The sequence below is a fragment of the Erwinia sp. E_sp_B01_1 genome (assembly GCF_036865545.1).
In the GTDB taxonomy this organism is placed as follows: Bacteria; Pseudomonadota; Gammaproteobacteria; order Enterobacterales; family Enterobacteriaceae; genus Erwinia.
The window spans coordinates 1,199,964-1,223,047 of record NZ_CP142208.1 but is presented as its reverse complement, the minus strand read 5'-3'; the positions used below and the strand labels follow the sequence as shown (position 1 = coordinate 1,223,047).

31 protein-coding genes, 1 tRNA gene and 2 pseudogenes are annotated in these 23,084 nt (G+C 52.6%); 28 read left to right on the top strand and 6 right to left on the bottom strand.

Annotation, left to right across the window (positions count from 1 at the left end; translation table 11 throughout):
• Window positions 1–102: 102 nt before the first annotated feature.
• The 19 genes from VRC33_RS05895 (at window position 103) to VRC33_RS05805 (ending at window position 9,428) form a co-directional block, all read left to right on the top strand.
• Window positions 103–594 carry a hypothetical protein gene (locus VRC33_RS05895; protein ID WP_338561827.1) on the top strand — a complete coding sequence of 164 codons (492 nt, stop codon included), beginning with the start codon at window positions 103–105 and terminating at the stop codon, window positions 592–594.
• A gap of 371 nt (window positions 595–965) precedes the next feature.
• Window positions 966–1,271 (top strand): hypothetical protein, encoded by a 306-nt coding sequence (locus VRC33_RS05890; RefSeq protein WP_338561825.1) that lies wholly within the window; start codon window positions 966–968, stop codon window positions 1,269–1,271.
• 11 nt (window positions 1,272–1,282) lie between these two features.
• Complete coding sequence (locus tag VRC33_RS05885; RefSeq protein ID WP_338561821.1) at window positions 1,283–1,552, top strand: hypothetical protein; 270 nt, start codon at window positions 1,283–1,285, stop codon at window positions 1,550–1,552.
• A gap of 195 nt (window positions 1,553–1,747) precedes the next feature.
• Entirely contained in the window at window positions 1,748–1,888 is a 141-nt protein-coding gene (locus tag VRC33_RS05880; RefSeq protein ID WP_338561819.1) for a protease FtsH-inhibitory lysogeny factor CIII, read from the top strand.
• Between the two features lie 109 nt (window positions 1,889–1,997).
• Complete coding sequence (locus VRC33_RS05875; protein ID WP_338561817.1) at window positions 1,998–2,177, top strand: hypothetical protein; 180 nt, start codon at window positions 1,998–2,000, stop codon at window positions 2,175–2,177.
• An 8-nt stretch (window positions 2,178–2,185) separates the two neighbouring features.
• Window positions 2,186–3,049, top strand: a complete 864-nt coding sequence (locus tag VRC33_RS05870; protein WP_338561814.1) for an ATP-binding protein — start codon at window positions 2,186–2,188, stop codon at window positions 3,047–3,049.
• A 19-nt stretch (window positions 3,050–3,068) separates the two neighbouring features.
• Entirely contained in the window at window positions 3,069–3,380 is a 312-nt protein-coding gene (locus VRC33_RS05865) for a hypothetical protein (protein ID WP_338561811.1), read from the top strand.
• A 2-nt stretch (window positions 3,381–3,382) separates the two neighbouring features.
• On the top strand, window positions 3,383–3,643 hold the full coding sequence (locus tag VRC33_RS05860; protein ID WP_338561809.1) for a hypothetical protein: 261 nt from the start codon (window positions 3,383–3,385) through the stop codon (window positions 3,641–3,643).
• Window position 3,644: 1 nt separating this feature from the next.
• Window positions 3,645–4,016 (top strand): zinc-finger-containing protein, encoded by a 372-nt coding sequence (locus tag VRC33_RS05855; protein ID WP_338561807.1) that lies wholly within the window; start codon window positions 3,645–3,647, stop codon window positions 4,014–4,016.
• Window position 4,017: 1 nt separating this feature from the next.
• On the top strand, window positions 4,018–4,575 hold the full coding sequence (locus tag VRC33_RS05850; protein ID WP_338561805.1) for a hypothetical protein: 558 nt from the start codon (window positions 4,018–4,020) through the stop codon (window positions 4,573–4,575).
• Window positions 4,568–4,732 carry a hypothetical protein gene (locus tag VRC33_RS05845; protein ID WP_338561803.1) on the top strand — a complete coding sequence of 55 codons (165 nt, stop codon included), beginning with the start codon at window positions 4,568–4,570 and terminating at the stop codon, window positions 4,730–4,732. Before VRC33_RS05850 ends, VRC33_RS05845 begins: the two co-directional genes overlap by 8 nt.
• The gene (locus VRC33_RS05840; RefSeq protein WP_338561801.1) at window positions 4,725–5,336 is read left to right on the top strand and encodes an ead/Ea22-like family protein; all 612 of its coding nucleotides are present in this window, start codon (window positions 4,725–4,727) and stop codon (window positions 5,334–5,336) included. The genes VRC33_RS05845 and VRC33_RS05840 overlap by 8 nt, the downstream gene beginning before the upstream one ends.
• A complete protein-coding gene (locus tag VRC33_RS05835) occupies window positions 5,329–5,841 on the top strand; it encodes a DUF551 domain-containing protein (RefSeq protein ID WP_338561799.1) in 513 nt (170 codons plus the stop codon). Before VRC33_RS05840 ends, VRC33_RS05835 begins: the two co-directional genes overlap by 8 nt.
• Window positions 5,842–6,077: 236 nt before the next feature.
• On the top strand, window positions 6,078–6,362 hold the full coding sequence (locus tag VRC33_RS05830; protein WP_338561797.1) for a hypothetical protein: 285 nt from the start codon (window positions 6,078–6,080) through the stop codon (window positions 6,360–6,362).
• A gap of 55 nt (window positions 6,363–6,417) precedes the next feature.
• Window positions 6,418–6,708, top strand: coding sequence for a DUF5405 family protein (locus VRC33_RS05825; RefSeq protein WP_338561795.1), 291 nt, complete (start codon window positions 6,418–6,420; stop codon window positions 6,706–6,708).
• 208 nt (window positions 6,709–6,916) lie between these two features.
• Window positions 6,917–7,231, top strand: a complete 315-nt coding sequence (locus VRC33_RS05820) for a hypothetical protein (RefSeq protein WP_338561793.1) — start codon at window positions 6,917–6,919, stop codon at window positions 7,229–7,231.
• A complete protein-coding gene (locus tag VRC33_RS05815; protein WP_338561791.1) occupies window positions 7,224–7,421 on the top strand; it encodes a hypothetical protein in 198 nt (65 codons plus the stop codon). The genes VRC33_RS05820 and VRC33_RS05815 overlap by 8 nt, the downstream gene beginning before the upstream one ends.
• Window positions 7,422–7,581: 160 nt before the next feature.
• Entirely contained in the window at window positions 7,582–7,938 is a 357-nt protein-coding gene (locus VRC33_RS05810; protein WP_338561788.1) for a hypothetical protein, read from the top strand.
• A gap of 326 nt (window positions 7,939–8,264) precedes the next feature.
• Complete coding sequence (locus tag VRC33_RS05805; RefSeq protein WP_338561785.1) at window positions 8,265–9,428, top strand: site-specific integrase; 1,164 nt, start codon at window positions 8,265–8,267, stop codon at window positions 9,426–9,428.
• Between the two features lie 15 nt (window positions 9,429–9,443).
• Here VRC33_RS05805 and VRC33_RS05800 read toward each other — a convergent pair.
• Window positions 9,444–9,520, bottom strand: a tRNA-Arg gene (locus tag VRC33_RS05800).
• Between the two features lie 188 nt (window positions 9,521–9,708).
• Between VRC33_RS05800 and folD the strand changes: the two genes are divergently transcribed.
• Both folD and ybcJ read left to right on the top strand, forming a co-directional pair.
• The gene (folD, locus tag VRC33_RS05795; protein ID WP_338561783.1) at window positions 9,709–10,575 is read left to right on the top strand and encodes a bifunctional methylenetetrahydrofolate dehydrogenase/methenyltetrahydrofolate cyclohydrolase FolD; all 867 of its coding nucleotides are present in this window, start codon (window positions 9,709–9,711) and stop codon (window positions 10,573–10,575) included.
• Complete coding sequence (ybcJ, locus tag VRC33_RS05790) at window positions 10,575–10,787, top strand: ribosome-associated protein YbcJ (RefSeq protein WP_338561780.1); 213 nt, start codon at window positions 10,575–10,577, stop codon at window positions 10,785–10,787. The genes folD and ybcJ overlap by 1 nt, the downstream gene beginning before the upstream one ends.
• A 30-nt stretch (window positions 10,788–10,817) precedes the next feature.
• On the opposite strand, the gene VRC33_RS05785 is transcribed toward ybcJ, so the two are convergent.
• Both VRC33_RS05785 and cysS read right to left on the bottom strand, forming a co-directional pair.
• Window positions 10,818–11,906, bottom strand: coding sequence for an AAA family ATPase (locus tag VRC33_RS05785; protein WP_338567550.1), 1,089 nt, complete (start codon window positions 11,904–11,906; stop codon window positions 10,818–10,820).
• 105 nt (window positions 11,907–12,011) lie between these two features.
• On the bottom strand, window positions 12,012–13,400 hold the full coding sequence (gene cysS / locus VRC33_RS05780) for a cysteine--tRNA ligase (protein ID WP_338561777.1): 1,389 nt from the start codon (window positions 13,398–13,400) through the stop codon (window positions 12,012–12,014).
• A 230-nt stretch (window positions 13,401–13,630) separates the two neighbouring features.
• On the opposite strand from cysS, the gene ppiB reads away from it, so the two are divergent.
• The 5 genes from ppiB (at window position 13,631) to VRC33_RS05755 (ending at window position 17,748) form a co-directional block, all read left to right on the top strand.
• A complete protein-coding gene (gene ppiB / locus VRC33_RS05775; protein WP_338561775.1) occupies window positions 13,631–14,125 on the top strand; it encodes a peptidylprolyl isomerase B in 495 nt (164 codons plus the stop codon).
• Window positions 14,125–14,850: a UDP-2,3-diacylglucosamine diphosphatase gene (lpxH, locus tag VRC33_RS05770; RefSeq protein WP_338561773.1), complete on the top strand. Its 726-nt coding sequence runs from the start codon at window positions 14,125–14,127 to the stop codon at window positions 14,848–14,850. Before ppiB ends, lpxH begins: the two co-directional genes overlap by 1 nt.
• Window positions 14,851–14,997: 147 nt before the next feature.
• A complete protein-coding gene (purE, locus tag VRC33_RS05765) occupies window positions 14,998–15,507 on the top strand; it encodes a 5-(carboxyamino)imidazole ribonucleotide mutase (RefSeq protein ID WP_338561771.1) in 510 nt (169 codons plus the stop codon).
• Complete coding sequence (purK, locus tag VRC33_RS05760) at window positions 15,504–16,574, top strand: 5-(carboxyamino)imidazole ribonucleotide synthase (protein ID WP_338561769.1); 1,071 nt, start codon at window positions 15,504–15,506, stop codon at window positions 16,572–16,574. The genes purE and purK overlap by 4 nt, the downstream gene beginning before the upstream one ends.
• 430 nt (window positions 16,575–17,004) lie before the next feature.
• A complete protein-coding gene (locus VRC33_RS05755) occupies window positions 17,005–17,748 on the top strand; it encodes a LuxR family transcriptional regulator (protein ID WP_338561767.1) in 744 nt (247 codons plus the stop codon).
• Here VRC33_RS05755 and VRC33_RS05750 read toward each other — a convergent pair.
• From VRC33_RS05750 to ybbA, 3 genes and pseudogenes are all read right to left on the bottom strand, one after another.
• Window positions 17,710–18,369, bottom strand: coding sequence for an acyl-homoserine-lactone synthase (locus VRC33_RS05750; RefSeq protein WP_338561765.1), 660 nt, complete (start codon window positions 18,367–18,369; stop codon window positions 17,710–17,712). The genes VRC33_RS05755 and VRC33_RS05750 overlap by 39 nt on opposite strands.
• Before the next feature lie 164 nt (window positions 18,370–18,533).
• Window positions 18,534–20,950 (bottom strand): annotated as a pseudogene (gene ybbP, locus VRC33_RS05745) (putative ABC transporter permease subunit YbbP).
• A pseudogene (ybbA, locus tag VRC33_RS05740) lies at window positions 20,947–21,632 on the bottom strand (putative ABC transporter ATP-binding protein YbbA). The pseudogenes ybbP and ybbA overlap by 4 nt, the downstream one beginning before the upstream one ends.
• Between ybbA and tesA the strand changes: the two are divergent.
• A complete protein-coding gene (tesA, locus tag VRC33_RS05735; RefSeq protein WP_338561763.1) occupies window positions 21,603–22,226 on the top strand; it encodes a multifunctional acyl-CoA thioesterase I/protease I/lysophospholipase L1 in 624 nt (207 codons plus the stop codon). The pseudogene ybbA and the gene tesA sit on opposite strands and share 30 nt — an antisense overlap.
• Before the next feature lie 31 nt (window positions 22,227–22,257).
• Window positions 22,258–23,031: an SDR family oxidoreductase gene (locus VRC33_RS05730; protein WP_338561761.1), complete on the top strand. Its 774-nt coding sequence runs from the start codon at window positions 22,258–22,260 to the stop codon at window positions 23,029–23,031.
• Window positions 23,032–23,084 lie beyond the last annotated feature (53 nt).

The following is a 23,084-nucleotide window of genomic DNA, read 5'->3' as shown; positions in this document are numbered from 1 at the left end:
AAGTGTGGCTGATCCGAGTGCAGACAATATGTGTCTGGGTCAGGTTGCGATTTTTGCGGCTGGCTTCAGGAAGCCAACAGAATCAGTTACGGCGAGGTAGCTATGACTAAGCGCCTGGAAATTTTAAAAGCTTCTCTCGTAAAGAAAGAGATGAGATTTGATGAGCGGCTTCAGAACCACTTCGACACTGTAGCTCAGGCAAATGGACAGCCGCTTAATGACAAGCGCAATGGACGCGCAACAATGAATAAGTGGGATAAGCAGAGTGACGCGCTGAGAGACTTGCAGGACAGTATTCAGCGCACGAAGGACGCCATTGAGAGAGAGGAGAATAAGACTGCTCTCGCTAGCCTTGTTGAGCTTCCGCCCTACATTCAGCAAGCGATTGATGATGGCCTGATAACGCAGTGGCGCAAGTTCCCGAGATTCTTCTTTGTGGTCGGCGTAAACAGTGCGCGCATCGTACTGGATGAGGAAACAGGGATTATCGGTCATCGCTACATGAGCAAAATTTCAAAGGACGAATACCCCATTTTCCGGGACGTCTTCAACAAACTAAACCGGCAGTGCCGGGAAGCACAACAGGCTGCCTAACTCGCAGCCTTTTTTTACGCCTGAATAACAGCGGCGCTGCCGCAGGAGTGAGAGATGAGTAATTATCAAAACGTGAGCGTTGATTGGCTGGTGAGGATGTTCAAAATCGGATATGTAGCGCTTCTGGATGCTGACAGGCAAGAGCTGCTCGACGTAGTAATTGAAAACTAACAGGCTGCCACCGGGCGGCCTTTTTTACGGGCTAAAAACATGATTCAGGTAAGAGGCGAGAAGCGGCGTGTTGTCAGGTTAGCGTGTGGATACCTTTTCAGACTCAAGCCTGAATATGCCGGTGTGAAATTAAACGCAGGTGAGACATTAAACAGAGACCAGCTGGTTGCAGCGGTCAGGAAACATTATCTGGAGGGGAAATGAGTGAATTTAAAGGAACGCCGGGGCCTTGGTCATACGATGAGCCTGGCTGCAAGATAGTGGCGTTGAATGAATGCGAATACATCGCGGATTTATATAACTCAACGCCTACTTACAATATTAACGATGCCAACGCGAACCTCATCTCAGCCGCACCTGAGTTGCTTGAGGCTTGCCTGCGCATTCAGGCTCACTTCCGTCAGGCGGGGATTGAATCGAAAGCCAGTTCATTTAATCCGGTCGAAGATAGCGCAGCACAAATTGACGCTGTGATTTTGAAGGCATTGGGCCAGCAGCAACTGTAAGGAGTTGGAAGATGGAACCAAAGGCTGGAGACACAATAAGAATTGTCAGGGATGACAACTGGTACGGGATTGAAGTGCTCACTTTCACATTGGAGGTTTTTAGACACACGCTGGGATATTTTGCCGATGAACAGGCCCGTGAGGCTTCGAGATTTACAGCCCTATCAGACCCGGATTTGTACGGCAATGGGCCTGAAAGCAAGGATGCTTACATATCCAATTACGGACCTTACAAAACAAACCAAATACCTCTCTACGAAATCATCAGCAAGCCTGAGTGACACCGCAGAGCTGATTCACTGAGTCGGCTCGAATGTGATTATCAGTCATCACAACGCGCTTTAGAGGTGACGTTGCAGACAGTACGAATTGGCCTGAATCACTTGCCGCTCAACACGAGCGGCTTTTTTATGCATCCCAAAGCGTCCGCTCGGGCGTTTCGTAATGAATAAACCAAACAAACAAAGGAATCACCCATGCAGGCATTCGCTTTAGCTGGGGCTACCCACATGGGTGGCTTCAATTTCAACGCATCTCAACTTGACCGAATCGTTAGGCGCATCCGCTCCGGCTGGCGCTCATTTATCGACGCATTAACCAGCCCAGGGAAGCCATAGCCATGAATGATGACGTAATTCTGGCCCGCAAGATGGCCCGCATCGCTCTGATTACACGGGACGCAATGATGTGGGCCGCAGCACATAACCTCATCAGGGGGAGTCTTCAATGCCATTAACCCAGCCAGCAAGAAGCATTCAGGAAAGCATCGCAAAACGTCATGGCCACGTTATTGACGCTTTGCACTACCGGCGCACAGGACAGCGCAAAGCAAAGCAGGCAGCTCTTAATTGTGCTCTCTGCGAAAAGTTAAACCAGAAATACTTTTTGGGCGAAGCGCCCTTCTGAGGACAGTCATGAAATTTGAAAAAGCCATGAGAAAGAAAGCCAGACTTAGGTTGGCTCTTACCGGGCCGAGCGGTTCAGGGAAAACTTACAGCGCATTGCTAATCGCCAAGGGAATTGGCGGGAAAGTAGCAGTAATCGACACCGAGAAAGGAAGCGCCTCGCTTTACTCAGATGTAGCTGATTTTGATGTGCTGGAACTTGAGCCGCCATTCAGTCCGGAGCGCTTCATTGAGGGCATTAATGCTGCTGAACAGGCCGGTTACGACACCATCATCATCGACAGCATCACGCATGAATGGAGTGGCGTTGGCGGCTGCCTGGAGCTGGTCGATACCATTGCTAAAGCGAAGTTTCGCGGAAACACCTGGTCAGCATGGAGCGAGATTAACCCGCGTCACCGACTGTTCCTCGACGCGATTCTGCGAACGAATATGCATGTGATCGCCACCATGCGCAGTAAAACGGAAACAGCGCAGGTTGAAGAGAATGGACGCAAGAAAGTAGCCAAGCTGGGCATGAAGTCTGAGCAGCGTGATGGCGTTGAATATGAGTTCACTACCGTGCTTGACCTGGTGCATGAGTCGCATCACGCCAACTCCACGAAGGACCGTACCAAGCTGTTCTCAAACTCAGACCCGATGATCCTCTCTGAGGATACTGGCAAGAAGCTTCTCAACTGGCTGGAGTCAGGAGTTGACCCGCACGAAGAGGCATTGAAGCACTTCACCGAACTGGCAACTTCAGCGCATTCAGTGGAAGAGCTTAAGCCGGCATTCGAAGAAGCCTGGCGAACCCTGCGCGGCACCGAGCAGCAAGCTAAAGCTAAGGATGTTTACGACATCCGTAAAGGCGAGCTGGAGCAAGCCGCCTAACCCCTCTCAGGAAACCACCATGCCAAACCTTAATCCTCACACGAGGGCGGAATCTCTGCGCCCTAAATCTGACAGAGAACAGATGCTGGCAAGGATAGCCGCTGATTGTGGTGCGGCATGGCTGGCGCTGAAGGCTGGGGATCAACACCCGCGGCACAAGACGATGGCTGAAAGGACAATCAATCGATGGACAAGGAAGTTTGCAGAAGAAGCGGCGCTCTATCCGAAGCTTCCAGAAATCATCGTCACTGTACCGGTCGATCCAAGCAAAGGCTATGGCGACTACCTGACCAGGCGTTACGGCTTGGGTGGTAGCGAACTTCAGGAGTAACTATGAAAGCAAAACTGAGGGTATGTGCCAGTTGTGAGTGGATATTCTCGGGCGGCGTTGGTTGCCCTAAGTGCCAGTTCGGAAGTTATGGTGCCAGATATGTGTATGGCAATAAAGCATACCGTTACGCCATTTCACAGAAGCCATGGTTAGAAAAAAAGATGTCCGATTATGCCTTCAAGTTGCATCAGGAAATCAATGCGAGCAAGCCAAAACAACGTTCACGGCTGATTGCAGCGGGACTCTACATTAAGGAGCTATGAAATGATATTGAAGTGCAATTACTGCGGCAAGGATGCTGCTCTCGTAACAGGAAAGGATATCTACCCTCACCGACCGGACCTTTACTCATTGCAGTTTTGGTCATGCCTACCCTGTGGCGCATGGGTTGGTTGTCATAAGCGCTCTAAGGCTGTCCCGCTGGGTAGGCTGGCAAATGCAGAATTGCGCAAGGCAAAGAGCGCAGCACATGCCGCATTCGACCCGATATGGAAGTCAGGTTCAAGGAGTCGCCGGGGAGCTTATGACTGGCTAAGCAAGCGGCTCAACATTCCTTTTAAAGATTGCCATATCGGCATGTTTGACACTGCGACCTGCGCTGAAGTGGTTCGCATCTGCAATGCACAGGAGCTATGAGATGAATTTTACAGAACATGAAATGCGCGGCGTGATTAAAGGTCAAGCGCTGCCAGCAGATATCAGCTTTGGCGAGAGCGTCCCGGCTTACCTGGTGCGCAAGTTTGCTGAAGTTGTTGCAGAGCGTGACCGGCTGCAGGAGCAGGTAAAGGCGCTGGCTGGCGAGCAAAACTGGTGGAAGCCAGAGCGATGCCCTGTAACTAATCGCCCATTCTTCCTGTGGATTGAGCACCCAAATGTCGGAATGGTTCCGACATACGGCGGTCCATACGACAGCTACACCATTCCTGAAGTTGATAATGACGGTGAGTTTAGTTGTGAGCGGTTTGACCATGACGAAGGTGGCTGGGTTGACGGGGTGTGTCTTAGCATTCGCTTAATCGACGATCAGCAGCAAGTCGTTGACGAAGACTTCATTGCCGAGATAAAGGCTCAGGGCGTGGAAGGTTTTGCCTCCGCAGTTCAGGGTGGGCATCCTGAAGGTGATCGGGCGATAGATTTAGCCAGACACTACGCCGCTCAGTTACGCGCTAAGCCAGCGGAGGCCGGGGATGAGTAAATCATGTGAAAACTGCGGGTGTGCTATCCGCTCCGGTTATTGCACCAATTGTCAGGAAGAGGCCTACATTGCTTTCGTGCAGGCTCCTGAAATTGAATTCAGTGAACCGTTTATGGAGAAAGCCTGGCAGCAGACGAAGGAGAGCAACCATGAGTAATCTGGATGAGCTGAAAGAGCTGGCACAGGGAGCAACCCCTGGCCCTTGGAAATCTGCCACTGATTGGGAAAGGGCCGCAGTCTACTCAGTCAGCGATGCTGCATACCCGGTAGGTAAGCGAGTGGTCTGCAGCGGGAACCAAAATAATCATAAACGGTTCAACGCAGAGCCTTGGTCTGGTTCCGACTGGAATGATGCAGCTTTCATTGCCGCTGCCAATCCCGCCGCAGTCACTGAGCTTATTGAGCGACTGGAAGCAGCAGAGGCCCGGCTTGATGCGCTGGCGAAGCAGGATCCGTTTATGTACGGAATTATGACGGCTAATGGTGACGCACACTTTGAAGATTTCTGCGTCAGTTCAGATCCGGGGTTGCTGGAAGATGAAATCTGGGGGTGGGGTAACAGCCTTGCGCATAATGAGCCAAATAGTCGCGTTGTTCCTCTTTTCACCCGCCCAGCACCAGCCGTGCCGGTTAAGTTGCCGGATGATGAAACGCTACGCGAAATGATCCGCACGTGGAATCGCGCCCCTACGCCTAAAGACGCCTGGCCCGCGATGCGGGAAGTGCTGCGCCTGAACAATGCCGGGGTGAGCGATGAATAATGAAGAGAAGCAGGCGCTTGAAGCAGAGATTAAAGCCATCCGCGAAGGTGGCGTTGACCTGCAATCACCACGGGCAGCTATTTACCTTGAGGCAATGGAGTATCAGTTAGAAGCCATGAAGGGTAAGCCTGATTACTTCATTCATCGGGTTGAAGTCTGTGATTCATACGGCCCTGACGTTGAGCTTCGTGCTTACAATAACTCGCTGGATGCCAGCAAATCCAAAGATGACCATGGCGGAGAAGTGGTTGAGGTATTTATCACCCCGCCAGCGAGTATCCCGGCACCGGATGGGTGGGTTAAGTGCGGCGTTGATTACCCGAAAGTCGGTGAGGATGTGTTGATACGCATTCCAGTTTGCGAGAGTTTCAACATAGAGAGCGGCAAATACATAGGTGATGGCCTGTTTCTCGGCGCTTGGTTTGACACCCGCGGCAAGGGGAAAGCATATGATGTATCGCACTGGATGCCTCTTCCAGCAGCCCCAGTGCCGGGAGGTAGCTAATGCTAACCGGCTTTGTTCTACTCATCACCTCGACCTTTCCTGTAGCAATACCAGTATCTACCCGGATATACGAAACCAGAGAGTCCTGTGAGCTTATGAAGAGTCGGATCATCGAGCGTAGGCCATTTGTTCAGCTTGAGTGTGGCGAGGTAAGGCGTTGAGGCTAAAGAATCTCACGGATGAGCCGATGATTTAGTCACGGGAATGGGCCCGGATAAATTGAAGGATGATTAGTAATGAAAGACGCAATACTTTCCGCCCTGCAAAACATACACAATAGTTTTGAGCAACAATCCCAATCAAATTTGCCAACATTTGGTATTACGTTAAGTCGCGTAATGCGTGAGATGGGATTAAACCCAGATATCTTCTACCAAGATTTCTATGATGCACTCGAAAGCCTGCAGGATGAAGGTTTAATCTGGGATGAAAGTTCTTCTAATGGAGGATTTGGCCAATATATTGGAGGACAAGGAGAAGTTAGCCGCTCAGTCGGCGCCAAAATAAGATTGGCAAGATAAACCCCATCAACCTGCTCCGGCAGGTTTTTTTACGCCAAAATTTCAGGAGATAACCATGAGTAAAGTTAAGAGTGAATTGGATATAAAAATTAGTGAAAACTACGTGATTGAAGGCGGGATGAGCGACTTCATTCTTTATGTTTTTAACACTGTTCAGCATGGGAAGACCGCCGGGCAGCTGACTAAGCAGCGCATCGGGTATTACTCAAAGATTGAGCATCTTATTCGCGCCCTGATTAACCACGACATCCGGACTGGTGAGGCCCAGACGCTGCAAGAAATTCAGCAGCAGATAACTCGCATCTCTTTGCAGTGTGAGAAAGCATTTGCGGAGGTATCAGCATGAATTTTGCAGACCCAATTGATGAAGCAGCAGCACGCGAGCAGCAAATGATTGAGCTTGCTCTCGCTAACAGACATTCAACGCCTCAGATGGTGTACACGGGAGAGTGTCACTACTGTGAAGATCCGATAGACAGCGGACACTTCTGTAGTCCGGAATGCAGGGATGACCACGCGAAGGTAGTGAGAGCAGAACAGCAGAGGAAATTATCATGAGCGTTGAATGGGATGGAAAAGGCTTCCCACCTGTGGGAGCTGAGATTAAAACTTGGGATGATGAAACGTCCACGTATCGCAGGGGTATCGTTGTCTATTCCGGCCATAAAGGCGCAACGGTTGATGTCGGGTTCTTATTATCATCTGGTGAGCAGGGTGATTTTAGTCTGATTACAACAGAGGATAGGCGTGAAGAGGTGGCAGTTAATGCGATGCTCGAACAGGCTGATATAGCCACAAAATCAGCAGAGAAACTTTATTCCCGCATTAAGAACGGTCAAATTCCCGGCGTAAGGCTCACCGATGACTAAATCAGAAAAGGCTTTCGAAAACTATCTGGATGAGGTGATAACTCATGCCGGTGCTACGGGTAAGCGGCGACATGTCCATGCTGTGGGCTGGAGAGCTATAGCCGCTCAGGTCTGGTCAGATTGCATGGAGCGACAGCATGACACAGGAATCGCAAAACGCGATCAACAGCACGGCTCGAGCAGCGCTTAAAGAATTCAAACACCAATCAAACACCCTAACCTACCGCCAGATACTCGACAAACACGCCAAACGCATTGAAAACCTGATACCTGCAAAACATCGCGGGCGGGCATGGTTGTGGCTGAATTGTGTGTGTCAGCGGCTGGGGCGTGGTGGATAAGGAGATTTCGTGAATATCAGATTCTATGCAGAACATGTAATAAACACACTCATGTTTTATCAACGCCCATTTAGTCAGGAGTGGGATGAAAAATTGATCGTAATAATGGCTGAAGGTGAAGTCGTTGGTTCTGGCGAATACACGATTACTTTCCTGCATAAAGGAAAGCGGAAAGAGGTATGGGTGGCAAATAAGTTTTTCGCTTATGGAAATCTATACCGTGTGGATGGGGAGACCGTTCCTGGCTCACTCCAGTGCAGGCCTTCAGCGAAGACAATGCTTCAACTTGACAAGATTGCTAGCAGCGCTCAGCAGGAGTCAATTAGAAATATGCAGAGTGACTTTATCGGGAGGCACCAACTTTAAGTGCAAGCCTACCCCGACATTCCCATCGCAATAGCATTCGTGATCGCCATCTGGGCGAGTTCAAAATACTCTGTGAGGTAAACGATGACTGATTTCAGAATGGATGACGTTCTGTTCAACCTCTGTGATGCGGCCAGTTTTCTCCGGAAATCACCGCGCACAGTCCGCCAGTTAATCAAAGACAGGAAGCTTCGTGCGGGCAAGTCTGGCTCCAATGGCGGAGGCCGCCTGGAGATTCTTAAATCTTCTTGTCTTGAATATATCCACAATCAGCAACAGAATCAGGCCGTGAATGCAGAGAACGGCCATCCAGAGAGGAAAGCTGTATGGCGCTCAAACAACGTTACGGCAATTGGTACTGCGACTTCGTCGAACCGGGTGGCAAAAGAGTTAGGCGCTGCCTTGAGACGACAGACAGGAAGCAAGCGCAGGAACTCTATGACCGGCTGAGAGCGGAATCATGGCGGGTGAACAAGCTTGGAGAGATTCCGGAGCACACCTTCGACGAAGCCTGTCTCAGGTGGCTCACAGAGAAGGACCATAAGCGGTCACTGGATGATGACCGAACGAAGATTGAATATTTTCTCGGTCACTTTTCAGGGATGAACCTTTCGGCTATTTCAGAGGAGAAGGTGATCGCATCAGTCTCGGGCATGGTGAACCGCAACCATCTTCACCGGTGGGAAACTATGCGAGACGCAGCATTAAGGAAGGGAAAGCCAGTGCCAGCCTACAAAGCTAAACCTTTGGCGGCCGCAACACGGAGCCAGTATCTGTCTTTGATAAGAAGCATGCTGAGGATTGCAGCTGATGAATGGAAGTGGCTGAGGCAGGCGCCAGTCATTAAGGCAAGGAAGCCTGTCAGCAAAAGGATTCGCTGGCTGACCAGAGATGAGGCGAGGGTGTTGATCGACTGTATGCCGGAAAGCATTAAGCCCATCGTAATTTTCGCTCTGTCTACCGGCTTGCGTAGATCAAACATCATCGACCTGGAATGGTCACAGGTCGATATGCAGAGAAAGGTTGCATGGATACATCCGGAAAACGCTAAAGCGGGCAAGGCTATCGGCGTGGCTCTGAATGATACCGCATGCAAGGTTCTTCGCGAACAGATTGGAAAACATGGTCGCTTTGTTTTTGTGCACACCAGGGCAAGTTATCGCGCTGACGGTTCAAAGACGCCTGATGTGAGAAAGATGAGAGTTGATGATAACTCTGGCTGGCGAATTGGATTAAAGAAAGCAGGTATAACTGATTTCAGGTTTCACGATTTGCGCCATACGTGGGCAAGCTGGTTAGTCCAGGCCGGGGTACCACTTTCAGCGCTGCAGGAAATGGGAGGTTGGGAATCGATTGAGATGGTGCGTCGTTATGCCCACATGTCGCCAAACCATCTGACCGAACACGCACGCAAAATCGATGACATGATTGGCACCAATGACACTAATCTGACACTTTTGGAAAATGAGGGAGAGAAGAAGAAAGCCTAACTCATTGAAAGTTAATGGTACGCCCTACAGGATTCGAACCTGTGACCTACGGCTTAGAAGGCCGGTGCTCTATCCAACTGAGCTAAGGGCGCACTGAGGTGCTGCGTGGGTCGAATTATACGGTGCGAACCTGCTGAGTCAACGATTTATCGGGCTGATTCGGTCTGTTGCTGCACTATTGAACAGTCTGCCCGCAAACTGTGCCTGACAGCAGCGCCCGCTTCTGACAAAATAGGCTCCATTCCCCGTTTCAACTCAATACAGATGGATCCCCTCTCTGATGGTAGCAAAAATTATTGACGGTAAAACGATTGCGCAGCAGGTGCGACAAGAGGTTGCGGCTAAAGTGCAGCAGCGTGTCGAAGCTGGTAAGCGTGCCCCTGGGCTGGCAGTTGTTCTGGTCGGTGAGAACCCGGCTTCGCAGATTTATGTCGGCAGCAAGCGCCGCGCTTGTGAAGAGGTAGGTTTTCTTTCCCGCTCTTACGATCTGCCCGCCTCCACCAGCGAAGCGGAGTTGCTTGAGCTGATCGACAAGCTGAATAACGACGGCGACATTGATGGGATTTTGGTGCAGCTGCCGTTACCGGCTGGCATCGATAACGTTAAAGTGCTGGAAAGTATTTCACCTGCAAAAGACGTGGACGGTTTCCATCCTTATAACGTTGGCCGTCTGTGTCAGCGCGCGCCTAAATTGCGTCCGTGCACGCCCCGGGGCATTGTCACGCTGCTCGAGCGTTATAACATTGATACTTTTGGCATGAATGCCGTGGTGGTTGGCGCGTCCAACATCGTGGGTCGTCCAATGAGTATGGAACTGCTGCTGGCTGGCTGTACTACTACCGTGACTCACCGCTTTACGAAAGATCTGCGCCATCATGTGGAACATGCCGATCTGTTGATTGTTGCCGTGGGCAAACCGGGTTTTATTCCCGGAGACTGGATTAAACCAGGCGCTGTAGTGATCGATGTGGGCATCAATCGCCTGGAAAGCGGCAAAGTGGTTGGCGATGTTGATTTTGCCGCTGCCTCAGAGCGCGCGTCTTACATAACCCCAGTACCAGGCGGCGTGGGTCCGATGACAGTGGCTACACTGATTCAGAATACCCTGTACGCCTGCGAACATTTTCATGATGGAGCAGTAAAATAATGGCAACGTTTTCTTTAGGTAAACATCCGCACGTCGACCTGTGCGATCTGCTGAAGCTGGAAGGTTTAGTGGAAAGCGGCGCAAGAGCAAAGTTGCTGATAGCGGAAGGCCTGGTTACCGTTGATGGCGTGGTGGAGACCCGCAAGCGCTGCAAGATAGTCAGCGGTCAGACCGTGGTATTTGAAGGCAACAGCATCTCCGTTGTAGCCTGACCGATCTGCCCTGCCTCTCCGGCAGGGCTTCTACAGCACCACAGTTTCCCCTTCCCTTTGTGAAAGCTGATAATGCCGAAGGTCACAATGCCGGCCGATTTGTTCTGCCAATGCTGGCGAGTGGCTGGTGACCCAAATCTGGCTGTAGCGGCTTGCTTCGGCGATCAGTAATGCCAGCGCAGGCAGTAAATCAGGATGCAGGCTGTTTTCAGGTTCGTTGATCGCCATAAAAGTGGGCGGCCTTGGACTCAGGAGCGCCACCACCAGACATAAAAAACGCAGCGTGCCATCCGACAGTTCGGCGACTTCCAGCGGCCTTAAGATCCCCTGGCGTTGCATCAGCATCTGGAAACGTCCTCCCTGGGCTTCAACAAAAAATTCACTGCCCGGAAAAGCCTCCGTCAGCACTGAAAAGAGCAGTTCGGTGTGCCCACGCTCGCGGATTGTTTCAAAAGCTGCCGCGAGGTTATGACCATCATGCGCCAGTACGGGCGCACGAATGCCTACCTGTGGCACACGGATGGGTGAGCCAGGCCAGACTGCGAATTCGTGGTAGAAGCGCCACTTGCTAAGATTTTCACGGACCTGGGAGACTTCCGGATAAAGGTGAGGATCGGAGAGCTGTGAGAAGACGGACTCTTCCTCATGCAGCGAAGAGGGATAAGCAATGCGCTCACCGTCTATATTGTTAAGAAAGGCCGCCTGATTTTTCCGCTCCAGCAGCCGTGAAGAGGGTCGCTGCCGCTGTCCGCTGAGCCAGATGTTTTCGGCTTTCACCAGCGGATCCAGATTGAACAGGCTGATCAGCGGCTCAGGGAAACCAATCTCCAGCTGATACTCATAGTCATCCATCTCCACGCCCAGCACCATACGTTTGCCGTTCCGCCGGGATTCCCCCCGCTTTGGCGCACCCGCCCACATCGTTTTCTGGATCCCGCCCTCTTCCGCTAATGCGGCAGACAATCGCCCGCTGGCCGCTTCATGCAGCAGACGCACCGCTTTATACAGGTTGGATTTGCCACAGCCGTTGGGGCCGCTGATAACATTGAGCTGTGACAGCTCCAGAGTGACTTCGCGGACAGAACGGAAGCCAGACAGCGAGAGTTGACGGATAGTCATGGTTGCCCCGCAGAAAACAAACAGGGGCTTTCGCCCCTGTGATGGATTAACAGTGCCGCTCGCCCCGGCCGCGATATTCTGGGATCCAGGGCAGAGGTTCCGGTGTTACTTACGGCGCCAGCTGGTTCCCTGCGGGCCATCTTCCAGAACGATACCCATAGCTACCAGCCTGTCGCGGGCCATATCAGCCTGCGCCCAGTTTTTATCCCTGCGGGCATCAAGACGCAGTCTGATCAGGGCTTCGATTTCTGCCACTTCATCATCGTTGGTCTTCGCACCATTTTGCAGGAACAGCTCAGGATCCTGCTCAAGAAGGCCGAGCACGCCAGCAAGCTGACGAAGTTTAGCCGCGAGGCCGTTGGCTGCCGCCATATCCTCTGCCTTCAGGCGGTTCACCTCACGCGCCAGGTCAAACAGCGCGGAGTAAGCTTCAGGCGTGTTGAAGTCATCATTCATCGCTTCACGGAAGCGTGTTTCGAACTCCTCACCACCCGCCGCCTCAACGGAGGTATCGGTGTTACGTATTGCCGTATAGAGACGCTCCAGCGCTGAACGGGCCTGCTTCAGGTTATCTTCAGCGTAGTTAAGCTGGCTGCGATAATGGCCGGACATCAGGAAGTAGCGAACGGTTTCCGCATCAAAATGCTCCAGCACGTCGCGGACGGTAAAGAAATTATCCAGCGATTTGGACATCTTCTCGCGATCAACCATCACCATCCCGGAGTGCATCCAGTAGTTCACGTAGGGGCCATCGTGGGCACAGGAAGACTGAGCAATCTCATTTTCGTGGTGAGGGAACATCAAATCCGATCCGCCGCCGTGGATATCAAAGTGATCGCCCAGCTGTTTGCAGTTCATGGCCGAACACTCAATATGCCAGCCAGGGCGACCCGCTCCCCAGGGGGAAGGCCAGCTTGGCTCATCGGCTTTGGACATTTTCCACAACACGAAATCCATCGGATTACGCTTCACATCGGCTTCAACTTCCACCCGCGCGCCGGCCTGCAACTGATCCAGATCCTGGCGTGACAGCAGACCATAATCAGGATCGCTGCTGACGGAGAACATCACATCGCCATTGCTGGCTACATAAGCGTGATCGCGATCGATCAGTTTGCTGACGATCTCAATGATCTCGCTGATGTGGCGCGTGGCGCGTGGCTCCTGGTCTGGCGGTAAGATATTGAGCGCGGCAAAATCTTTATGCATTTCGGCGATCATCCGGTTGGTCAGCTCTTCAACCGTCTCGCCGTTTTCGTTGGCGCGCTTGATAATTTTGTCGTCGATATCGGTGATGTTGCGGACGTATTTCAGCGAGTATCCGAGATAACGCAGGTAGCGGGCTACCACATCAAAGGCCACAAAAGTTCTGCCGTGTCCAATGTGACACAGGTCGTAAACGGTAATGCCGCACACGTACATGCCGATCTGACCGGCATGAATAGGTTTAAATTCCTCTTTTTGACGACTCAGGGTATTGAAAATCTTTAGCATTGAGACATTCCGTTTTGACGTGTGCGGGTGATAACCGGTGAAAAGCATATTCTGCCGTATTGTTAACGGAAGCGCCATGCAAAGCAAGGTTATGCCGGCGGCTGTTATGCAGCGATGCTGACTCGTCATCACATTTTGTGATATAAAAGCCGTCTATTAATAGTGTGCTGGCCACTGAATGTCGCCAGCACCGGTTTATCAAAAACCCCCAACCTTTACAGGATGAGAATATGGTCACTTTCCAGACAAATCATGGCGATATCGTCATCAAAACTTTCGACGATAAAGCGCCGGCCACCGTTGCCAACTTCCTGGATTACTGCCGTGAAGGTTTTTACGACAACACAATCTTCCACCGCGTTATCAACGGCTTTATGGTTCAGGGCGGCGGCTTTGAACCCGGCATGAAGCAGAAAGATACCAAAGCAGAAATCCAGAACGAAGCCAGCAACGGTCTGAAAAACACCAAGGGTACGCTGGCGATGGCCCGTACTCAGGCACCTCACTCCGCTACTGCCCAGTTCTTTATTAACGTGGCAGACAACGACTTCCTGAACTTCCGTGACGAAAGCCTGCAGGGCTGGGGTTACTGCGTGTTCGCTGAAGTGGTTGAAGGCATGGACGTGGTTGAGAAAATCAAAGCGGTTTCTACTGGCCGTAGCGGTATGCATCAGGACGTGCCAAAAGAAGACGTTGTGATCCAGAAAGTCACCGTCAGCGAATAATGCCTCATACGCTGTTTATCGCAGATCTCCATCTGTGTGAAGAAGAACCGGCAATCACTGCCGGTTTTCTTGCTTTTTTACGGCGTGAAGCGCCTCAGGCGGATGCGCTCTATATCCTTGGCGACCTGTTTGAAGCCTGGATCGGCGATGACGATCCTGATCCGCTTCACGCTGAGATTGCCTCCGCGCTGAAAGCGCTTCAGCAACAGGGCGTGCCCTGCTATTTCATTCACGGTAACCGTGATTTTCTGATCGGTAAACGCTTTGCTGCAGCAAGCGGAATGACCCTGCTTCCTGAGGAGCAGGTGCCTGAGCTTTATGGCAAGCGGATCCTGATAATGCACGGTGACACGCTGTGTACTGACGATCAGGGCTATCAGCGTTTTCGTCGCAAGGTTCACCAACCCTGGCTGCAAAAAGTATTTCTGGCCCTGCCTCTATTTGTGCGTCAGCGAATTGCTGCAAAAATGCGTGCAGGCAGCAAACAGGCTAACAGCAGCAAAGATCTGCGCATCATGGACGTCAATGCTGAAGCAGTCACACAAGCCATGGCGCGTCATCAGGTCCGGTATCTGATCCACGGCCATACCCATCGCCCTGCTGTCCACGCGCTGGACATTAATGGTCAGCCTGCTGAACGGCTGGTGCTGGGTGCCTGGCACAGCGAAGGCTCGATGATTCGGGTCAGCCCCAGTGAAACTACCCTGATCTCTTTCCCCTTCTGAAGCGTCAAATAGTGCCCAAAAGGGCCTGTTGAGGCCTGAGCAAACGTTTTCCTTGCCGCAGAGTCGTGATATTCTCTTTGCCCTTCCCATCTGACCACCGCAGAGGCTGTCAGATGACGTTTGTACAATCACAGGAGTCAGACCCCGATGTCTTCCAACGCCGCACCGGCCCGCATTGCTATTGTTATGGGTTCCAAAAGTGACTGGGCAACCATGCAATTTGCCGCGGAGATACTTACTGCCCTGGCTGTCCCATTCGAGTGCGAAGTGGTCTCGGCCCACCGCACGCCGGACAAGCTGTTCAGCTTTGCCGAACAGGCGGCGGATAACGGCATTCAGGTCATTATTGCTGGCGCAGGCGGCGCGGCTCATCTTCCGGGAATGCTGGCAGCGAAAACCCTGGTGCCGGTGCTGGGCGTACCGGTGCAAAGCGCAGCGCTGAGCGGTGTCGACAGCCTTTACTCCATCGTACAGATGCCACGCGGTATTCCGGTTGGCACCCTGGCGATTGGCAAAGCCGGCGCAGCCAATGCTGCCCTGCTGGCGGCGCAGATCCTGGCGATCCACGATAAAGATCTCTCTTCCCGTCTGGCCAACTGGCGTCAGGCCCAGACTGACGAAGTGCTGAACAACCCGGATCCGCGGGAGGAAGCATGAAGCCGGTTTGCGTATTAGGAAATGGTCAGCTTGGCCGCATGCTGCGCCAGGCCGGTGAGCCGCTGGGCATTGCCGTCTACCCTGTCGGACTGGATGCCGACCCCGAAGCACTGCCTGTTCAGCAAAGCGTGATCACCGCTGAAATTGAGCGCTGGCCGGAAACGGCTCTGACGCGCGAGCTGGCAACCCACAGCGCCTTTGTGAACCGCGATATCTTTCCCCGCCTGGCCGATCGTTTGACACAAAAGCAGCTGCTGGACCAGCTTGGTCTTGCTACCGCGCCGTGGCAGCTGCTGGCGGATGCCGCAGAGTGGCCTCAGGTGTTCTCAGATCTGGGCGAACTGGCTATCGTCAAGCGCCGCACGGGCGGTTACGACGGCCGTGGTCAGTGGCGCCTGCGGGCGAATGAAACAGATGCTCTGCCTGCCGACTGCTACGGTGAGTGCATTGTTGAGCAGGGCATTAACTTTTCTGGAGAAGTTTCTCTGGTTGGCGCCCGTGCCCATGACGGCAGCACTGTATTTTATCCCCTGACGCACAACCTCCATCAGGATGGCATTTTACGCACCAGCGTGGTGTTGCCTGAGCCAGACGCCGCTCTGCAAAAGCAGGCCGAATCGATGCTCTCAGCCATTATGCATGAGCTGAAGTATGTCGGTGTTATGGCGATGGAGTGCTTTGTGGTACCGGAAGGCCTGCTGATTAATGAACTGGCTCCCCGGGTGCACAACAGCGGCCACTGGACGCAGAACGGGGCTTCGATCAGCCAGTTCGAGCTGCATCTGCGCGCTATTCTGGATTTGCCACTGCCCCGGCCTGTGGTCAGCACCCCTTCAGTAATGGTTAACCTGATTGGGACGGCGGTAAACCTGGACTGGCTTAATGAGCCGCTGGTGCATCTGCACTGGTATGAGAAAGAAGTGCGGCCAGGGCGCAAAGTTGGCCACCTTAACCTCTCTGATGTCAGTAAAACGTCATTGCAGGCGGCCCTTAAGGCGCTGGTCCCGCAATTGCCTGCGGACTATGCCAGCGGCATTGCCTGGGCAGTGGAAAAACTGGACGTTTAAGGCAGGCAACCCGCGATAAACAGTTACTGCTGCCACTCGCGGGTGAAAAAGAACAGTGCTTAACTGTACTTAAGTATGGCTACCATTAATGATTCAAACATCGTATTGTATTGGCGAACCAAAAAAATAAATATAGTTAATTATTAGTACTTTAGATTTTATTTTGCCAACACCAAGGGAACCAGTACCAAACCGAAGAGTTTAAAATGGTAAATTAAATTCACCTTTAAAACTGTTCAGGCGCGATCTGGTTCACCCTTACCCCCTGCCTTTCCAGCCTGCGATCCTTGTTTTCTTCCCTGTTACCTTTCCTTTCTCTTTTGATGCTTTTCACACCGTTGCTCTGCCCTGTAGGGTTAGCCGGTAGATTAAATTTATGTTAAAGTCTCTGATTCACGATGGAAGCACTATTTCCCAGGGAGATAATGACATGGCTAAGTTATTTTTTGATAATCAAGCTATTAACACGTCAATCAAGGATTATCTGGAACGTAAACTGGTCCAGTTCAACAACATCAAATACGCCTACGCCATCATGAGCAAAAGGAATCCGGCGGATTTCTCGATTATCTCAAACCGTCCGGAGTGGTTTAAAGTCTATATCGATAACAATTTCCAGTTCATCGATCCGGTATTAATTACCGCGCTTTACCGACTGACCCCCTTTTCCTGGGATGAAAACCTGATGCTGAATCAGGGCGTGAAAGTGCCAAAATTATTTGATATGGCACGTAATCACGACATCATTAACGGCTACACCTTTGTATTGCATGACCATAATAATAATCTGGTGGTGCTCTCTCTGATGTTAGATAAACACTGCGACGATAATATCGAAGAGTTAATTCATAATAACAGAAGCAAGCTTCAGATGTTATTGATTACGGCTCATGAAAAACTGTCACAGCTTTATCAGGAGCTGGCAAGAAAAGCCGACTTCAATGAGATGAATACCCGCGAGATATTTTCCAACCGCGAAAATGAAATTATTTACTGGGCCAGCGTAGGTAAATCTTACCAGGAAATTGCGTTGATTCTGGGCATTAAATTGACCACTGTGAAATATCACATGGGCAATGCGGTGAAGAAATTAGGCGTGTCCAACGCTAAACACGCCATCCGACTGGGTATTGAGCTAAACCTTATCCGTCCGGTGCAGCCTGACGGGGAATGAGAGCGGCCAGCTGTTCAGCCGGCACGTTAAGGCGGGAACCTTTGCTTTTACCAGCGCCATCAGCGTTTGCTGGTTCCCTTTATCAACGGGCATAAATATCAGATAAATATTTTCGTCTTTTTCAGACAGACTCTGTTCCACTACCGAAATTCCCCAGCCGGATTTTTTGAAAATCAGATACATCGGATGGCTGACGATGGCATAGATTCCCTCATATCCATAATGTCTGGCATAGTTAATCATGGAAAGAAACAGCAAAGCGCTGACAGGCTGCTGACGAAGCTCCAGCGCCTGAACACGATCCTTGTCAATAAAAAGGCGGCTGGCTTCCACATAATTCCCCTGAGGCAGCTCCACATTTTTAAACCAGGATTTGAAGGTGCCGGTAATCATATTCGGATATTTGATATTTATGAATCGCAGGCTGCAGATACAGACTTCCTGATAAATGCCAAAAATATAGGTCGTTCTGGGATTATCATATTCATCCGACTCCATATTGTTCTCAGCATTTACCAGCCAGTTGAGCCGGTCTTTAAAAACTTTCTTTCTTAGAGTAAAGAGTTCTCTGGATTTCAGTTCAGACAGGAAACTGTAATTCACATCAAGCAGGTGCAACATACTTACTCCATCCTTAGCCAGAAATTACGTTAATAGTACCTCTAACGTTGACCGCCCACAAAGCACTATCCGGTGCGGCAGTGCACCCGACTGCACGGAGGTTATGCTGTAGTAGTGTCATTAATCATGATGAAAATAGCAGGCCGGCAGCTACCGGCCTCTGTTTATGCGGCGTTGTAGCCCCGGAAAAGGGCTTTACCTTTTAATAAACGAACCCCAAGCCAGCCGCCACACAGGGAAAGCAAAACGGCACCGGTTAAGGGCAGAATAATCCATAGCAGGTAGTCCGGCTCCCAGGGGAAGTCGAAGACTTTACGTTGCAGGCCCCATAACGCGGCTTCTGCCCCGATGGCCGCGGCAATACCTGAAACGGCGCCCAGTAATGCAAACTCACACCACAGGGTTCCACGCAGCAGTTTTTTACTCGCTCCCAGCGTGCGGTAAACCACCAGCTCCTGCCTGCGCTGACGCATGCCAACCTGGATTTGCGCCAGCAGCAGCAGCACACCACAGGCGGTCACCAGGATCACCATGATTTCCAGCGCCTGGCTCACCTGCGCCAGCACCTGCCCAATCTGACGCAGAATGCTGCCGATATCCAGCAGGCTCAACGTCGGGAACTGTCGGTTAAGCTGTGCCAGCAGCGGATTGTTGCCCTCCAGCCTGAAGCTGGTAAGCCAGGTTTGTGGCTGATCTACCAGCGCGCCACGCGGGAAGATAAAGAAGAAATTCGGCTTCAGGCTCTCCCAGTCGACTTTACGCAGGCTGGTAATTTTGGCGGTGAAATCCTGGGTATCCCCGGTGAACGTCAGGGTGTCGCCCAGTTTCACCTTAAGCCGGCCTGCCAGCTCCTCTTCCATCGACACTTCCCCCTGCTTCGGCGGCCAGCTTCCAGCCGTCAGAGGGTTGTGATCCGGCAACTGCTCCTGCCAGGTCAGATTCAGTTCGCGGTTCAGGGAACCATCCAGCGCCGGATCGGCAGGTTGATGATTGATGCCGGTGAGCCTGACTCTGGCGATCGGATAGAAGGTCTGTGGCACCACCTTATGCTGCTCAAGAAAGGTTTTTACCTGTGGAACCTGCTCCTGGGTCATATTGAGCAGGAAATAGTTTGGGCTGCCAGGGGGAGCTGCTGCTGCCAGCGATCCAGCAGATCGCCGCGCATCACCAGAAGCAATGCCAGCAGCATAAATGACAGAGAGAAGGCCGCCAGCTGGCTGAGCGTGGTCCAGGGCTGCCTTAACAGGCGATTAATGGCCAGCCGGAACGCCAGATTGCGCACGCTAAACCGGCGAAGCAGTATCAGACCGCCCCAGCCAATTGCACCTAACAGCGCCGACAACAGGACAATACCGCCCACCAGTGCCCAGAGCAGTTTGCTGCCACCGACCAGCGCGGCCAGCAGCGCAATGACCACCAGAGCCATCGCCGGAAGGTAGAATTTCAGCGGCCAGACGTTGGCGACAGCATCCCGCCGCAATACACGCAAAGGCTGAGTAGCCAGCAGTAAGCGATAGGGACGCATGCCCACCAGCAGCGAGATGATAAAGAGTGAGCCAATCGCCCACAGCCACGGCCAGCCGCTGGCCGGAGGCAATTCGCCGGGCAGAACCGGCTTGAGCATCTGAAGTAAAATTACTTCAAAGCCCATGCCAATTGCTCCGCCGCACACCGCCGCCAGTAGCAGCACAGCCAGCCACTGCCCGACAATCAGTTTTCTCAGCGCTGCCCGGTTAGCCCCCAGGGTTTTCAACACCGCGACCAGATCATAACGACTGCGGCAGTAGTGATTCATCGCTACGGCAACCGCCGCTATGGCCAGCATCAGCGTCAGCAGAGCCGAAAGCAGCAGGAACTGTTGCGCCCGCTGCATGGATTTCCCCAGCGCATCTTCTGAATTTTCCACGCTTATCCAGCGCTGCTCGGGTTTGATATTGGCCTCGATAAAACGGTCATACTGACTTAATTGCTGCGGCGTACCGGCGAATTTATAGCGCCAGGTCACGCGACTTCCTGGCTGGATGGCCCCGGTTTTACCAAGGTCGGCCAGATTCATTAACAGTCTGGGAGCCGTCTGGAAAGGATTGAAGCCCGCGTCCGGCTCTTGTACCACCTCGCCTGCAATGCGCAGCGTGGTATCACCCACATCCAGATTTCCGCCTGCTTTCAGGTTAAGCAGGGCCAGCAAACGCGGCGCAGCCAGTACGGTACCGGCAGCCGGTTTCAATCCCGCAGGCTCCGTAGCCAGCTTGCCAAACATCGGATAGAGATCGTCCACCGCTTTGACGGAGGCGAGCTGCGGCGTATCAGAAGCAAAAGTCATGGTCATAAAAGTGAGCTGACGCCCAACCTGTAATCCCTGTTTTCTTGCCTCATCCAGCCACGCCTGCGGCACTTCGCGCGAGCTTTGCAGCGTGCGGTCGCCCGCCATAAAATCGCGGCTTTGCTGGGTTAATCCCTTTTCCATCCTGTCGCTGAGCGAGCCCAGTGCCAGAACGCAGGCCACGGCCAGCGTCAAAGCCAGCCAGACAATCAGCAGCGAAGGCGATTTCCACTCACGCCAGAACCAGCGCCAGATCATGCTTCCTCCCACAGCTTGCCGTCACGCACGCGCAGCCGCCGGTCACAGCGTGCGGCCAGTTGCTCATCGTGGGTCACAAGGATCAGCGTGGTGGCAAAATCACGGTTGAGGGAGAACAGCAGATCGGCAATGCGGTCGCCCGTTTTGCGGTCAAGGTTGCCCGTGGGTTCATCAGCAAACAGCAGTGCCGGACGGCCATTGAAGGCTCTCGCCAGCGCCACACGCTGCTGCTCGCCGCCCGAAAGCTGAGAAGGCAGATGCGTCAGACGTTCGGCCAGGCCAAGCTGCGCCAGCAGGGCCTGAGCCTGTTCCCGACTGTGGCGATCGCTCTCCCCCTCAGCAACGCTGGCAGTTGCACGTTCTCAAGCGCATTCAGCGTTGGCACCAGCATAAATGACTGGAAAACGAAGCCAACGCTCTTTGCTCTTAGTCCGGCTCGTTGCTCTTCATCCATCGAGTGCAGCGGCGAGCCCAACAGAAAGACCTCGCCTTCAGAACCATCATCCAGCCCGGCCAGAATACCCAGCAGAGTGGATTTGCCGGAACCGGACTCACCAATCAGCGCAATGGTTTCAGCCGGTTTGACAACCAGCTCAACTCCGGTAAGGATGGAAAGCTGATGCTCACCCTGACCGACGGACTTACTAAGACGATGAACTTCAAGAATGTTTTCCGCTGGCATTACCCGTTCCTGTTATTATTGGCCCTGATGACGCTCCGCGCGACGGCGGCCGACACCCTGCTGGTGCTCGGCGACAGCTTAAGTGCCGGTTACCAGATGTCTGCAACCACCGCGTGGCCTGCGTTACTCAATGATAAGTGGCAGAAAACGCCTGCCATTGTTAACGGTAGCATAAGCGGCGACACTGCCACGCAGGGGCTGGCGCGCCTGCCCTCGTTGCTGAAACAGCATCAGCCTCGCTGGGTACTGATCGAGCTGGGAGGCAATGACGGTTTACGGGGCTTCCCGCCGAAGAATATCGAGCAGGATCTCAGTAAAATTATTGCTCAGGTTAAAGCTGCCGATGCGCAGCCGTTACTGATGCAAATCCGTCTGCCGGCCAACTATGGCCGCCGCTATACCGAATCTTTTAGTGAAATTTACCCGAAGCTGGCAAAAGAATTTTCCATCCCGCTGGTGCCCTTTTTCATGGAGCAGGTCTATCTGAAGCCTGAATGGATGCAGCAGGATGGCATCCATCCTAATCCTGATGCCCAGCCGTTTATTGCCGGGTTGATGGCCAAAGAGCTGGCTCCACTAGTTAAGCATGAGTAACAGGGTTTGCAGACGGTTAACAGGTAAAGTTATGCAAAAAATCATAGTAATAACCGGCTGTTCCAGCGGTATTGGTCTGGTGGCCGCCAACGATTTATTGCGCCGTGGCTACCGGATTTTTGCCGCCTGTCGTAAGCCGGAAGATGTGCAGCGGATGAACGATCTTGGGTTTACGGGGATTGAACTGGATCTCAACGACAGCCAGAGCGTGGAGCGTGCCGCCGCTGAAATACTTATCCTGAGCGACAACCGTATCTTTGGTCTGTTTAACAATGGTGGCTATGGCGTTTATGGCCCGCTGGAGTCGATTACGCGCCAGCAGATGGAGCAGCAGTTCGCCACCAATCTCTTTGGCACTCACCAGCTCACCACCCTTCTGCTTCCGGCACTGCGCGCCAGTGGATCGGCGCGAATTGTGAATACCAGCTCCGTAATGGGGCTGATTTCCACCCCTGGCCGGGGTGCCTACGCGGCCAGTAAGTATGCACTTGAAGCCTGGTCAGATGCGCTGCGAATGGAGTTACACGGCAGCGGCATCCGGGTCAGCCTGATTGAACCTGGCCCGATAAAAACCCGCTTCACCGATAATGTCCGTCAGGCGCAAGAGGATAAGCCGGTAAAAAATCCCGGGATTGCGGCCCGCTTCACGCTCCCTCCCGAGGCAATTTTGCCCAAACTGCGCCATGCTTTTGAGAGCAATCATCCACGCCTGCGATATCCGGTGACGCTGGTCGCCCATGCGATGACGCTGTTACGGCGTTTACTGCCGGGCTGGATGCTGGATCGCATTTTGCGCGGGAAATAAGCGGAAAGCGCGGATAAGCCTTGAAGCCCCGCCCTGCGCCCCAATAAAGTAAT

What these genes read in the sequence shown, in the direction of transcription:
- VRC33_RS05875 (WP_338561817.1), top strand. Translation starts at nt 1,998, where the DNA reads ATGCCATTAACCCAGCCAGCAAGAAGCATTCAGGAAAGCATCGCAAAA.
- VRC33_RS05870 (WP_338561814.1), top strand. Translation starts at nt 2,186, where the DNA reads ATGAAATTTGAAAAAGCCATGAGAAAGAAAGCCAGACTTAGGTTGGCT.
- VRC33_RS05855 (WP_338561807.1), top strand. Translation starts at nt 3,645, where the DNA reads ATGATATTGAAGTGCAATTACTGCGGCAAGGATGCTGCTCTCGTAACA.
- ppiB (WP_338561775.1), top strand. Translation starts at nt 13,631, where the DNA reads ATGGTCACTTTCCAGACAAATCATGGCGATATCGTCATCAAAACTTTC.
- VRC33_RS05895 (WP_338561827.1), top strand. Translation starts at nt 103, where the DNA reads ATGACTAAGCGCCTGGAAATTTTAAAAGCTTCTCTCGTAAAGAAAGAG.
- VRC33_RS05840 (WP_338561801.1), top strand. Translation starts at nt 4,725, where the DNA reads ATGAGTAATCTGGATGAGCTGAAAGAGCTGGCACAGGGAGCAACCCCT.
- VRC33_RS05880 (WP_338561819.1), top strand. Translation starts at nt 1,748, where the DNA reads ATGCAGGCATTCGCTTTAGCTGGGGCTACCCACATGGGTGGCTTCAAT.
- VRC33_RS05830 (WP_338561797.1), top strand. Translation starts at nt 6,078, where the DNA reads ATGAAAGACGCAATACTTTCCGCCCTGCAAAACATACACAATAGTTTT.
- ybcJ (WP_338561780.1), top strand. Translation starts at nt 10,575, where the DNA reads ATGGCAACGTTTTCTTTAGGTAAACATCCGCACGTCGACCTGTGCGAT.
- VRC33_RS05755 (WP_338561767.1), top strand. Translation starts at nt 17,005, where the DNA reads ATGGCTAAGTTATTTTTTGATAATCAAGCTATTAACACGTCAATCAAG.
- tesA (WP_338561763.1), top strand. Translation starts at nt 21,603, where the DNA reads ATGAACTTCAAGAATGTTTTCCGCTGGCATTACCCGTTCCTGTTATTA.
- purE (WP_338561771.1), top strand. Translation starts at nt 14,998, where the DNA reads ATGTCTTCCAACGCCGCACCGGCCCGCATTGCTATTGTTATGGGTTCC.
- VRC33_RS05805 (WP_338561785.1), top strand. Translation starts at nt 8,265, where the DNA reads ATGGCGCTCAAACAACGTTACGGCAATTGGTACTGCGACTTCGTCGAA.
- VRC33_RS05835 (WP_338561799.1), top strand. Translation starts at nt 5,329, where the DNA reads ATGAATAATGAAGAGAAGCAGGCGCTTGAAGCAGAGATTAAAGCCATC.
- purK (WP_338561769.1), top strand. Translation starts at nt 15,504, where the DNA reads ATGAAGCCGGTTTGCGTATTAGGAAATGGTCAGCTTGGCCGCATGCTG.
- VRC33_RS05860 (WP_338561809.1), top strand. Translation starts at nt 3,383, where the DNA reads ATGAAAGCAAAACTGAGGGTATGTGCCAGTTGTGAGTGGATATTCTCG.
- VRC33_RS05825 (WP_338561795.1), top strand. Translation starts at nt 6,418, where the DNA reads ATGAGTAAAGTTAAGAGTGAATTGGATATAAAAATTAGTGAAAACTAC.
- VRC33_RS05815 (WP_338561791.1), top strand. Translation starts at nt 7,224, where the DNA reads ATGACTAAATCAGAAAAGGCTTTCGAAAACTATCTGGATGAGGTGATA.
- cysS (WP_338561777.1), bottom strand. Translation starts at nt 13,400, where the DNA reads ATGCTAAAGATTTTCAATACCCTGAGTCGTCAAAAAGAGGAATTTAAA.
- VRC33_RS05785 (WP_338567550.1), bottom strand. Translation starts at nt 11,906, where the DNA reads ATGACTATCCGTCAACTCTCGCTGTCTGGCTTCCGTTCTGTCCGCGAA.
- VRC33_RS05750 (WP_338561765.1), bottom strand. Translation starts at nt 18,369, where the DNA reads ATGTTGCACCTGCTTGATGTGAATTACAGTTTCCTGTCTGAACTGAAA.
- folD (WP_338561783.1), top strand. Translation starts at nt 9,709, where the DNA reads ATGGTAGCAAAAATTATTGACGGTAAAACGATTGCGCAGCAGGTGCGA.
- VRC33_RS05820 (WP_338561793.1), top strand. Translation starts at nt 6,917, where the DNA reads ATGAGCGTTGAATGGGATGGAAAAGGCTTCCCACCTGTGGGAGCTGAG.
- VRC33_RS05730 (WP_338561761.1), top strand. Translation starts at nt 22,258, where the DNA reads ATGCAAAAAATCATAGTAATAACCGGCTGTTCCAGCGGTATTGGTCTG.
- VRC33_RS05885 (WP_338561821.1), top strand. Translation starts at nt 1,283, where the DNA reads ATGGAACCAAAGGCTGGAGACACAATAAGAATTGTCAGGGATGACAAC.
- VRC33_RS05850 (WP_338561805.1), top strand. Translation starts at nt 4,018, where the DNA reads ATGAATTTTACAGAACATGAAATGCGCGGCGTGATTAAAGGTCAAGCG.
- VRC33_RS05845 (WP_338561803.1), top strand. Translation starts at nt 4,568, where the DNA reads ATGAGTAAATCATGTGAAAACTGCGGGTGTGCTATCCGCTCCGGTTAT.
- lpxH (WP_338561773.1), top strand. Translation starts at nt 14,125, where the DNA reads ATGCCTCATACGCTGTTTATCGCAGATCTCCATCTGTGTGAAGAAGAA.
- VRC33_RS05865 (WP_338561811.1), top strand. Translation starts at nt 3,069, where the DNA reads ATGCCAAACCTTAATCCTCACACGAGGGCGGAATCTCTGCGCCCTAAA.
- VRC33_RS05890 (WP_338561825.1), top strand. Translation starts at nt 966, where the DNA reads ATGAGTGAATTTAAAGGAACGCCGGGGCCTTGGTCATACGATGAGCCT.